Annotated in this window: 8 protein-coding genes; 4 read left to right on the forward strand and 4 right to left on the reverse strand. The window is 44.8% G+C overall.

Annotated features, from left to right (window positions below; genetic code table 11):
* Positions 1-24: 24 nt before the first annotated feature.
* Positions 25-1,554 carry an AAA family ATPase gene (locus KRX19_04060; protein MBV7434194.1) on the reverse strand — a complete coding sequence of 510 codons (1,530 nt, stop codon included), beginning with the start codon at positions 1,552-1,554 and terminating at the stop codon, positions 25-27.
* A 4-nt stretch (positions 1,555-1,558) separates the two neighbouring features.
* On the reverse strand, positions 1,559-5,431 hold the full coding sequence (gene hrpA / locus KRX19_04065; protein ID MBV7434195.1) for an ATP-dependent RNA helicase HrpA: 3,873 nt from the start codon (positions 5,429-5,431) through the stop codon (positions 1,559-1,561).
* Between the two features lie 194 nt (positions 5,432-5,625).
* Here hrpA and KRX19_04070 point away from each other — a divergent pair, with 194 nt between their 5' ends.
* The 4 genes from KRX19_04070 (at position 5,626) to KRX19_04085 (ending at position 8,563) form a co-directional block, all read left to right on the forward strand.
* Positions 5,626-7,395 (forward strand): SulP family inorganic anion transporter, encoded by a 1,770-nt coding sequence (locus KRX19_04070; protein MBV7434196.1) that lies wholly within the window; start codon positions 5,626-5,628, stop codon positions 7,393-7,395.
* A 199-nt stretch (positions 7,396-7,594) separates the two neighbouring features.
* Positions 7,595-8,083 (forward strand): copper resistance protein NlpE N-terminal domain-containing protein, encoded by a 489-nt coding sequence (locus KRX19_04075; protein ID MBV7434197.1) that lies wholly within the window; start codon positions 7,595-7,597, stop codon positions 8,081-8,083.
* Positions 8,084-8,106: 23 nt separating this feature from the next.
* On the forward strand, positions 8,107-8,412 hold the full coding sequence (locus tag KRX19_04080; GenBank protein ID MBV7434198.1) for a hypothetical protein: 306 nt from the start codon (positions 8,107-8,109) through the stop codon (positions 8,410-8,412).
* Complete coding sequence (locus tag KRX19_04085) at positions 8,324-8,563, forward strand: GNAT family N-acetyltransferase (GenBank protein ID MBV7434199.1); 240 nt, start codon at positions 8,324-8,326, stop codon at positions 8,561-8,563. Before KRX19_04080 ends, KRX19_04085 begins: the two co-directional genes overlap by 89 nt.
* A gap of 128 nt (positions 8,564-8,691) precedes the next feature.
* On the opposite strand, the gene rlmB is transcribed toward KRX19_04085, so the two are convergent.
* Together rlmB and rnr are read right to left on the reverse strand one after the other, a co-directional pair.
* Entirely contained in the window at positions 8,692-9,420 is a 729-nt protein-coding gene (gene rlmB / locus KRX19_04090; protein MBV7434200.1) for a 23S rRNA (guanosine(2251)-2'-O)-methyltransferase RlmB, read from the reverse strand.
* Positions 9,417-11,846, reverse strand: coding sequence for a ribonuclease R (rnr, locus tag KRX19_04095; GenBank protein ID MBV7434201.1), 2,430 nt, complete (start codon positions 11,844-11,846; stop codon positions 9,417-9,419). Before rnr ends, rlmB begins: the two co-directional genes overlap by 4 nt.
* Between the last annotated feature and the right edge of the window lie 39 nt (positions 11,847-11,885).

An 11,885-nucleotide genomic window follows, 5' to 3' on the forward strand; every position in this document is an offset into this window, starting at 1 on the left:
TCAAGTTTACTTAAAAACTTCATCTCAAGAATCACTATCTCTTTTTTGAATTAAAGTATTTAAAATAAATTTAGCTTCTAAACCAAGTTGGTCATTATATTTTCGTATAATTTCATGAAAACTACTGCCATCTGTAACTGATTTTTCTAATAAATTATAAAATCCTGACTTTTCTACTTCTAATCCAAAAACATCCCTAGTTAAGACACCGACATTTTCACCAAAAGTTTCTATTTCAGGTCGTGATGTTTTCATTACAGAACCAGATCTAGTTAATTTCCATACACAGGATTTTGGTACTTCTTGAAGGACAACAGGTGAATGAGTAGCTATGATAGCTATTCCGTTATAATCAAGTAACATGCTAGATAAAGTTCTAATAAAGGCTGACAATAGTGGTGGATGTAAATGACTTTCAGGTTCATCTATCAAAACTAAAGTTTTTTCCTCTAAATTTGCTATAAGATGTGTAATGGTTAATAAGACTATTACATGACCTGAACTCATTCTATTTAATTTTCTAATAGCAATATCTTCTAAAAATTCTTTATTAATATATCCTAATTCAGAAATATTTATTTCCTTAAAATTAGAGTCAGATTCTAATAAATTAACAGCCTTCAACCATTTGTCTTTTTTGCTATTTATACAAATATCTAGCGCTTTATAAAACTCTTCCCTTAATTCTTCAGTAGTCTTTAATTCACCATTTTTTTTATTATCTTTTAATCCTATATAGAAATAACATGTACCTTTAGCTGGATCTGGTTGATTTTCTGGTGGAATAAAAGTATCAAAAGCACTAAATGATACTGTAACTAATCTACTAAAATAGTCTGTACTTATCGGATATAAATCACGTCCCAAAATATTATAATAATTTTCATAGAAGCTTACATTATTATTATATTCTTTATTAACAATAGATTTTACCATATTATTTAGAATACTGGTTTTGCCAATTCCATTTCTCCCAATAATTGCATGAATATTGGTACTTGGAATCGAATTTGCCTTAACACTAAATTCAAGATCAATATCTGAAAAATCTTTTAATTCTCTTCTTAAAAAAGAAAAATTATAATCTGTTAATTCAGCTTTTCCATCAATTATTCTTTTAAACTGTCCCTTGATCGTTGATAGACTAGTGAAGCGCAAAAGAGAAGTAGAAAAAACATTTTCATCAATTATTTCTTCTATTATATTTTCACAGTAGACTATATCTCTAACCTTCATTAAAAAATAATTTTTTATAGGATTCGGTAATTTAACTATATTTTTATAGTAATCAGAATCCCCCCCTACTGAAAAAAAATCTCCATTCAACTTACTACTAATATCAGTATTTTTAATAAATTTTTCATGAGTATCAATTGCTTGCCCTTTAAATCCTATTTTTAAGCTCCCTATATTGTGTACTTTTCCTTTTTCATCATAGATAACTAAGTAAAATTTTGTTTTAAAACCAAAATCATCCCAATTGTCTTTTATTAAGAATGCAATATTTTTTGGGTTTGTTTTTTCATCAAAATAGTCGACTATTCTTATCTCCATAAATTCACTCTTTAATATAATAATTAGATAAATAGTTCATTGAAACCTTTCCCCTCACGCCAACCTCTTGCGCAAATACCTGCACGCGGTATTCTTCCAGCATATAGAAGTATTCAAGCAGTTGCATTTGTTTTTGTGCATCATTGGCACGCTCTAGTGGTTTACTGATGTTGAGATTTTTCAACCACTGTTCGAGTTTGTCGTCCCATTCGCTGATGTCTTTTTGTCGTTGCATGTCTTTGAGCGGTTCGCGGTCGAGTTTGTCGAGGCGTTTGTCGATGGCTTTGAGGTAGCGTGCGAGGTCGGGGATACGTTTGGCCGGTGTTTGGCGGATGAAGCCGGGGAAGATAAGGCGGCCGAGTTGACGGCTGATGTCGGCTTTGGCACTTTTGTGCTTGACGCTGCGTAGGCGCTCATTGATGCGGCTGTAGGTTTTGAGAATCTCGGCGAGTTGTTTGCCGAGTTCGTTGGCGCTGCTGACGAGGTGTTGTTCCCCTGCTGCGAGTGCGACATCAAAGGCTTTTTGGCTGCGCGGGGTTTCGCCGTGCAAGCAGACGCGCTCAATCAGGGCGAGCATGATGTCCTCGAACAGATGGATATTGTTACTTACTTTGCGGTAATGCAGGCTCATTTCGGTGTAGCCGCTAAGGTTCTTTTTCAGGTACTTGATTTTGCCGTGCAGTTTTTCAGCGAGTAACTGAATAACACCTTCGCGGTGCAAGCGTGCGGCACGGTCGGCATCGTCGTGTAAACGCAAATAGATTTTTTCGTCTTCAACGGTCAGTGCAGGATAGCCGATGATACCGCCTTTCATGCGCTCTTGTTCGGGCAGCTTATCCCACGTCCAGTCGCTGACGGGTTCATCGGTGCCGCTGAGTTTGCTGTTGCTGCGTTTCTGGAATTGCTCGGCGGCGTGTTCACCGTGCTCTGCTTGCAAAGCAGCGAGATCGCGCCCTTCGGCAACACCGCGCTTTTTTGCATCGATGATGCGGAAATTCATGCGCTGATGGTCGTCGATTTTATCGAGGTCAAAAGCATCTTCCGGGATGTTGAGCCCTTTCATTTGCGCGATGTGTTCACGAATAGCAGCGAGCAAGGGCTGGTCTTGGTCGCCGTCAAGCAGGCGCTCGTGGATAGCACGGGCAAAGTCAGGAATCGGCACAAGCTGTCGCCGCCATACTTTGGGCAAACGGCGCAGAATTGCTTCGATTTTTTCTTCGAGCATGGCAGGAACGAGGCGCTCAAAGTCTTGCGCATTAAAGGTGTTGAGTGCGGTCAGCGGTATCAGCGCGGTAACGCCATCGGCATGACCGCCAGGGTCAAAGGCGTATTCAAGTTTGAGGTTATGCCCACGGATATGCAAGGTTTCGGGGTAGTCTTTGTGGTCGAGGTCGGCGTCTTCGAGTAGCAGGTCGCTTTCGCGCATGCGCAAGCGGTCTTCGCCGTGCTTTTTGACCCATTGTTCTAGGGTAACAGCGGAATGGACGCTTTCCGGCAAGCGCTCAAAGTAGAATTCAGCCATGGTTTGTTCATCGACGAGGATGCCACGGCTGCGCGTTTTGTCTTCAAGAATTTCGAGTTCGGCGAGCAACTTACGGTTATCCGTGATGGCGCGGACTTTGCTGTTGATTTCGCCGCTAACCAGCGCTTCTTGTACAAAGATTTCATGCGCGAGTGCCGCGTCTTGTTTAGCAAACGGGACTTTGCGCCCGGCGACAATCGGCAAGCCATAAAGCAGGACGCTTTGCGTCGCCATGACGTTACCGGATTTTTTCGACCAATGCGGCTCGCTGTAGCTGTACTTGACCAGATGTTTGGTCAGTTGTTCGAGGTCAACGAGAACGATGGGCGCACAGGTACGGGCAAAGGTACGATTAATATCAACAATGCTCGCCGCCATCACCGCCTGCGGCTTTTTCTTATTGAGCACGGAACCGGGGAAAATGAGGAACTTGCGGTTGCGCGGGCCGGTGTAATCCTGATTTTGTTCGTCCCATAAGCCGACTTGGTCGAGGAAGCCAGCGAGCAAGGCGCGGTGAAGCGGTTCGCGGTTTTCGTCAAGCGGCGCATCTTTTTTGCTCGGCCACGGGTTGAGCTTCATACCCTGTTGCTTACATTCGCGTTCAAGCTGGCGCACCAATTCACGCCATTCGCGCATCCGTTGCGGATTGAGGAAATGCTGCTTCGCCCATTTACGCGCTTGGCTGTTCGAGGTGTCGCGGCGCTGTTGGTCGTAAGCGGCATAAAGGTTGAGCAAGCTTTGAAAGTCACTGTTTTTGTCGGCAAACTCACGCTGCATTTGGTCGGCGTGTTGTTCTTTGCCAAATGGGCGTTCGCGTGGGTCTTGGATGGACAAAGCGGCTAGGACGATTAAGGCTTCACGCAAGCAGCCGCTTTTGTCGGCGACAAAAGCGATACGGGCAAAGCGCGGATCAATCGGCATTTGCGCCATGTCTCTACCCAAGCGAGTTAAGCGGTTATTTTCATCGACGGCGGTTAATTCAAATAACAGGCGGTAGCCGTCGTTAATCTGGCGCTGGTCGGGGCTGTCGACAAAGGGAAAATCTGCGACTTCTCCGAGCTTGAGGGTGAGCATTTGCAGGATGACAGCAGCAAGGTTAGTGCGCAGGATTTCCGGTTCAGTAAATTCGGGGCGCTGCTTGAAGTCTTCTTCACTGTACAGGCGTACGCAGATGCCCGAGCTGGTACGGCCGCAACGTCCGGCGCGTTGGTTGGCGCTGGCTTGCGAGATGGCTTCAATCGGCAGGCGCTGGGTTTTAGTTCGCAGTGAATAGCGGCTAATGCGCGCAGTGCCTGTATCGATGACGTATTTGATGCGCGGTACAGTCAGCGAGGTTTCAGCGACGTTGGTCGCGAGCACAATGCGGCGCTTGGCTTTGGGATGGAATACTGCTTGTTGGTCTGCGAGTGACAGGCGGCCGAATAATGGCAACACATCAGTATCGCGCAATTTGGCTTTGCTCAGGGTGTCGGCGGCTTCGCGGATGTCACGCTCGGTAGGCAGGAAGATGAGAATGTCGCCACGGCTTTCGTGGTCGAGGTCTTCAACCGCACGTACGATAGCGTCATTAATATCGTCGTCCTCTTCCGGCGGCTGATAGCGAATTTCAACCGGGTACGTACGCCCTGACACGTTAATTTGTGGTGCATTGCCAAAATGCTTGGCGAATTTTTCTGCGTCGATAGTCGCCGAAGTGATGATGAGCTTGAGGTCTGGACGCTTGGCGAGCAGCTGGTGCAGATAGCCGAGCAGGAAGTCGATATTGAGGCTGCGTTCGTGCGCTTCGTCGACAATGATGACTTCGTAGCGCGAGAGGAATTTGTCGGATAGGGTTTCGGCAAGCAGCATACCGTCGGTCATCAGTTTGATAACGGTATCATCGCTGTTTTTTTCGTCAAAGCGCACTTGATAGCCAACTGCGCCACCAATCGGCACTTGCAGCTCTTCGGCGATACGGTCAGCAACACTGCGTGCGGCGATACGGCGCGGCTGGGTGTGCCCGATTAGACCACGCGCACCTAAACCCAAATCGAGACACAGCTGCGGCAACTGGGTCGTTTTACCAGAGCCAGTTTCACCACTGACAATCACAACCTGATTTTCAGCAATCGCTTTTTTCAGCTCTTTTTGCGCGTCAAGAACGGGCAAGTCGGCACTCAGTGCGGGCTTAGGCAAGCCAGCCAGGCGCTGTTCATAGGCTTGATGGGAAGCATCGTATAGGCGATCAAGCTTTTCCTGCATATGGTCAACGGGCTGCCCTCGCTTGCTGCGCTGGAGGATATTTTGTTGCAATCGGTAAAGACCAAAGCGGTCTTTACTCAGTACTTGGGTAAGGTCTTTTTTCATGGCGCGCATTATACAAGATGATTGAAGCCATAAAGATGGTGCACCCAGAATAACTATTCTGCGAACCAAAAGATGTGTTGTAGTGAATACTCTTTACTGCTGCTAGATCTATAAATAATGAAAATAAGCAAAAAAAACGCAAACTATTTTCTCTTGGTTATAATATTTACATGATTACTTTCCTCATACAACGATAAGCAACTATGCTCAAGACCATTCAACACGGATTGTTTACTTATTTTGGCAGGACAGCCAGTTCTTTGTTTCCTATGCGGACATGGATTAGACGCGTTAACCCGACAAATTTACAAGCTGATTTTTGGGCTGGATTAACCGGCGCTGTTATGGTCTTGCCTCAAGGGATTGCCTTTGCCTTGATTGCAGGTTTACCGCCTGAATTTGGTTTATACAGTGCTATCGTTGTCCAGCTTATTGCTGGTTTTTTTGGCTCTTCCTGGCATATGGTTACAGGTCCAACTGTTGCATTATCCATTGTTATCCCAAGTATTTTAGGAACTTATGCTGTAGTTGGCAGTCCGCAATATATAGGCCTTGCACTGACCTTGATGTTTATTGTTGGAATAATTCAGCTGGCATTTGGAATTTTCCGGCTTGGTGGATTGGTCAATTTTATTTCACATACTGTCATTATAGGCTTTACTGCAGGCGCAGGTACCTTGATCATGGCTAGCCAACTGCCTACGCTATTGGGAATAAATATTCCACGCGGACTCAGTTTTTTTGAAAAATTTCCGATAATTATTGAAAAAATATCAGTTTTTCACTACCAAAGTATCATTATTGCTTTAATCACCATGGTCGTAGCAGTTTTGGTCAAGCGGATTAAGCGCACTTATCCTCATATGCTATTAGGTATTTTAGCTGGCGTGATAACTTGCTATCTAATGGGTGGCGAGAAAACAGGTGTGGCTATGCTTGGTGCACTCCCTTCAGCAATGCCGCAAATGGTTTTTCCGACGCTTAACTTTCACACCATCTCAGAGCTTTTACCCTCTGCTTTCGCCCTCGCCTTACTTGGGCTCATCGAGGCCGTATCAATAGCACGATCTATTGCAGTTCGTTCACATCAACGCATTGATGGTAATCAGGAATTTTTTGGCCAAGGATTAGCCAATACGATTGGTAGCTGTTTTTCCTGTTACGTCGGGTCTGGGTCATTTAGCCGCAGTGCAATCAATTATGATAGCGGCGCTAAAACGCCGATAGCGCTATTGGTTACTGCGACGATAGTGGCTTTAGTCTTGATATTTATTCCTGAGGTAACAAGGTTTTTACCTTTGCCAGCCATGGCCGGAGCCATTATTTTGGCTGGCTATAACTTATTTGACTTTAAGCATATATTTTTAATCGCTAAAACCAGTAGAAATGAGCTGAGCATCATTATTGTGACGTTTTTCTCTACCCTATTACTCAATCTTGAGTTTGCTATCTACGCTGGTGTCATTTTGTCGCTGATCTTGTACCTACAAAAAACATCACACCCTTTGGTTACACAAGTTGATTTCTCTGCAGTTTATACACAAAAGGACACTGCTGACGAAGAGAATACTTATAAGTCTGCACCAATTACTGTATTGCGAGTTAATGGTTCATTATTTTTTGGTGCTGTTGATCATGTGCAAAATCGTTTGGCTGAGCTCAATGAAGGGCAAAGATGGTTGCATGTCGTAATATTGGCTGAAGGCGTCAATATTATCGATATTGCCGGTATCGAAATGCTGGTTAATGAACGTAACAAGCTACGTAAACGTGGTGGAGATCTGTACGTCATCGGCCTCAAGCCCCATGTGCGACGGAAATTGCGCAAAAGTCCTTATTGGCGCGCCCTTGGTGGTAAATATCACATTTATGAAAGTACCTATATTGCATTTCGTGAAATCTGTAAGTCACTGGAGATTGATAACTACCGCCAGTACATGAAGATACTATTTAAGGATTTCAATAAGCTCTGATTGGTATCCAGCGATCGTCACACGACCATAAATCCAAAGATTATCGCAAAGTTATGAGATTTTAAATGTGCAGCCCAGACTTGCACTATTCGATGGTAAATTTTAACATGCCACATCTTTGCGACTGTAAAACCAGCACTGTACTTGTTATGTGCTGTCACAAATTCAATGAGAATGCTTTAAAGGCTTAGGTAAGAACATGAAATTACGAACAAATAAACATGCCCCTAAAATACTTGCTCTTGCAGCTATTATTACCTTGATAGCAGCTGGATGTTCTTCAACGGGTAACAAAGACCATACTGAAATCGAGCAATCATTGGTTGAGAATGCACGCGCAAATGTAAATTGGCCAGGTACATATCAGGGCATGTTACCTTGTGCTGGAGCCTGTGATGGCATAGCCACCATGATTGTTCTTTACCCTGACAATCGCTTCACGCTGAGAACGAGAAAAATGGGCATTGATATTAAAGACAAAATCAATGAAGGTCGTGTTAGTTGGCATCAAGGTGGCAGTGAGCTGAGTCTTATAGCGGAAGAGCCCCTTCCAACAAGCATAAACCACATTAGGGTCAACCGTGACTCTCTTTCCCTTTATCAACAGCCAGCTACCGCAGAAATGAAGCCAGCTCCTGTAGAGCTTGATAAAACTGGTGCTGTACCTATTCCACCACCGACGATCTAATAAATTAACTACTCAGAAATTGTATGGCGACAAACGGCGATAAGCCAAAGCAAGAAAATATACATTGGCAACATTATATGTTTGCTGCACTGGATAACATGCAGCTATATTCATTACTTCGTTTGCGTACAGACATCTTTGTAGTAGAGCAACAGTGTGCTTATCCAGAGCTTGATGGGAAAGACTACCTGGCAGAAACCCGACACCTTTTAGGATGCAAAGACAATCAATTGATTGCGTATGCTCGAGTATTGGCACCCGGCGTTAGTTACCGCAATCCCAGTATTGGCCGGCCATCAATTGATTACGAAAGCCAAGCTTCTGTGTAATCAATTGTGGCCAGAGTATGACATTGATATTGGTGCTCAATATTATTTGCAAAATTTTTATACTCAGCATGGCTTCAAAAGGATATCTAAGCCATATTTGGAGGATAATATTGAGCATGTTGATATGCGTTGGTCTCACAAAAGCGAGTAAGCCTACTTCTTGTACTGAGTTAAGCTGAGGTAACTCAGCTACTGATCAGTAAAATCTCTACAAATACAATATAATTGGGCAATTCCATCCAGATACCCAAATGAAATTTGCCTTCTAATTCTCAGATACTACAAGCGCTGGCGCCTCGCCTCAAATAGCATGACACCGCAAGCCACCGATACATTGAGGCTTTCCATGCGCTCATCAATCGGAATCGCGGCTAAATAGTCGCACTGCTCACGGATGCCAAAGTGAATACCATCACCCTCATTACCAACGACAATAGCTAGTGGTAAATTGAGATCGATATCATACAGCGGCTGAGCAGCTTCACCAGCACCACCGACAACCCAAATCCCTTGTGCTTGCATGGCTTCAATTTCACGGCGCAAATTAGCTACTTTGAATACAGGTACAATTTCGGCACCACCACAAGCCACTTTACTGACAGTAGCATTGACGTCGACGGCACGACTACTCGGAATAAGAACAGCATCAACACCTGCAGCTGCAGCACTGCGTAAGCAGGCGCCTAAATTGTGGGGATCTTGAATACTATCGAGAACAAGAATCAATGGTTTATTGCTGCCAGCAATGGCATCTTGCCAACAGCTAGCCTCATGGCCTACATCACATAGTGCAGCAACGCCTTGGTGGCGTACACCTGGAAGCAGCATATCAATCTCATAACCAGCAACTTGCTTAATCTGGGTGCCTTGTGCTTTAGCAACGTCGCATAATGCTGCAATACGCTTGGATTGCTTGTGCTCTGCAATCAACAATTCGTGCACACGCCCTTCTTCTATTGCTTGGCTGACGGCATTAATGCCACCCAGCCAGTGTTCACGTTTACTCATGAGTCACATTTCTTACTACGCGACGAACGCTTGCGCCCTTTTGATTTAGTCGCTTTTGTTGCTTTTCCCGTACTGCTATCGGCATTACTTTTGCGTTTTGCAGCCGGTTTACGTCGGGTTTTGTCATTGGCTTTTACAGCAGGCTTTGCTTTTTTACTACCTGCTTTTACTTTGCCCTTAGCCACAGCTTTACCAGACCTCCCTTTTGCTGCATTAGCAGCAGCAGAGCGCCCTTCATGCTCAATCAATTCGAAGTCAATTTTCTTGTCTTCCATATCAACTTTAGCAACTTGGATAACAACTTTATCCATCATATGGAACACACGACCACTGCGCTCGCCGGTCAAGGTGACTGTGTCGCTATCATAGTGATAATAATCGCTGGTCAAGGTTGAAATATGCACTAAACCATCGATGAAGAATTTTTCCAGCGTGACAAAGAAACCAAAGCTGGTGATATTGGCAATTTGTCCTTCAAAAGTTTCACCAATATGATGGCTCATGAACTCGCACTTGAGGAAATCCATTGCATCGCGAGTCGCATCATCAGCGCGCCGCTCGGCCATCGAACAATGCTTACCCATTTCAGCCATCGCTTCAGGTGAATAGCGGTAATTTTTACGTTTCCCACCCCGCAAAATGTGGCGAATAGCACGGTGCACAAGCACATCAGGGTAGCGGCGAATCGGAGAAGTAAAGTGTGCGTAATTTTCCAGCGCCAAGCCAAAGTGACCACGGTTTTCTGGGCTATACACAGCCTGAGCCATCGAACGCAAAACCATTTTTTCCAGTAAGTGGCGGTCATCTCGTTCGCCAGCTTTATCAAGCAACCATGAGAAATGTTTTGGTTCAATTTTATCTGCTGCATCACCGCGCCAGACCAAGCCAATCTTGCCGATAAACTCGAGCAGTTTAGCCAAGCGCTCTTCACTCGGATCGTCGTGTACACGATACAGCGCCGGCATATTGTGCTTTTGCAAGAATTTTGCAGCCGTGACGTTGGCGATAATCATGCACTCTTCAATCAACTTATGTGCTTCAAGTCGTTCACGCGCACTGATCGATTCGATCTTGCCTTCGCTATCATAGTGGAATTCTGCTTCTTTAAAGTTAAACTCGATAGTATGCCGTGCTTTGCGTGCTGCAAGTAGCAGATCATACACAGCTTTAAGATTTTCAAGAGGTTCGAGTAATTTGGCAAAGCTGCGCCGCAAGTCCTCATCTCGTTCAAAGAGTATTTTCTCAACCGTTTCATAGGTGAAGCGCTCATGAGAATGGATAACAGCTTCATGAAATTTTGAACGACGGACGCTACCATCCGGGCCAATCGTCATCTCACAGACCATAACCAAGCGGTCGACGTTAGGATTGAGCGAACATAGGCCGTTAGATAGTTTCTCTGGCAACATCGGAATTACTCTGTCTGGAAAATAAACAGAGGTTGCGCGGTTATAGGCTTCCTTATCGAGTGGTGAATCCGGCTCAACGTAGTGTGATACGTCCGCAATAGCGACATATAAACGGTAGTTTTCGCCACGCTTTTCAGCGTAGACAGCATCGTCAAAATCACGTGCGGTAATGCCATCAATAGTTACCATGGGCAAGTGGCGCAAATCCATCCGCCCTTCATAGTCACTCTCGGTCAACTGCTCAGGTAAGGCTTCACTCTGGGCAATCGCATCTTCGGGGAACTCACTCGGAATATTGTGGTTTTCAATTGCAATGGCAACTTCCAGACCTGCTGCTAATTCACTACCCAACACTTCAACTACTTCACCAACGGCACTTTGCTGCCCCCGGCTTGGGTATTCAAGAATATTAGCAACGACAATTTCACCTTCTTTAGCGCCACTCAGAGCATCAGGGGCGACAATCACTGTATTAGTCAGGCGGCGGTTTTCAGGTACGACAAACCACAATCCTTGACGACGTTGTAGCTTACCGACCACACGTTTTTGCGCACGTTGAAGAATTTCAACCGGCGCATAATCCTTACGCCCTTTTTGATCAACAAACTTAACTCGCGCTACAATTTTGTCACCATGCATTAATTCCTGCATGTATTTTGGTGGAATAAAGCCATCCGGCTCATCACCTTCTGGGCTAAAGAAACCATAGCCTTCAGGGTGGGCAATAACATGTCCGGTCAATAGATCCATTTTTTTAGTAATACCAATGCGCCCTTGGCGGTTACGCGTCAGCTGACCTGATGAAATCATTGCTTTAAGCCGATGAGTCAGGTGTTCACCCTGCTCTTCATCTAAATCAAAAGCATCCACTATCTGAGTTGTGGTTAAAAGTTTGCCGTATTCTGACATCCATTGCAGGATGAATTCGCGGCTAGGCAAAGGGTATTTGCCATATTTCTGCTGTTCTCTGGCATGGTAAGGATCTTGCGCCTGCCAGTTGTTTATTTTTTTTATCATATATATTTCTCCATACAATAAAAGGCCGCGCAAGGCGGC

The sequence above is a fragment of the Cardiobacteriaceae bacterium TAE3-ERU3 genome (genome assembly GCA_019218315.1).
GTDB lineage: Bacteria > Pseudomonadota > Gammaproteobacteria > Cardiobacteriales > Cardiobacteriaceae > JAHUUI01.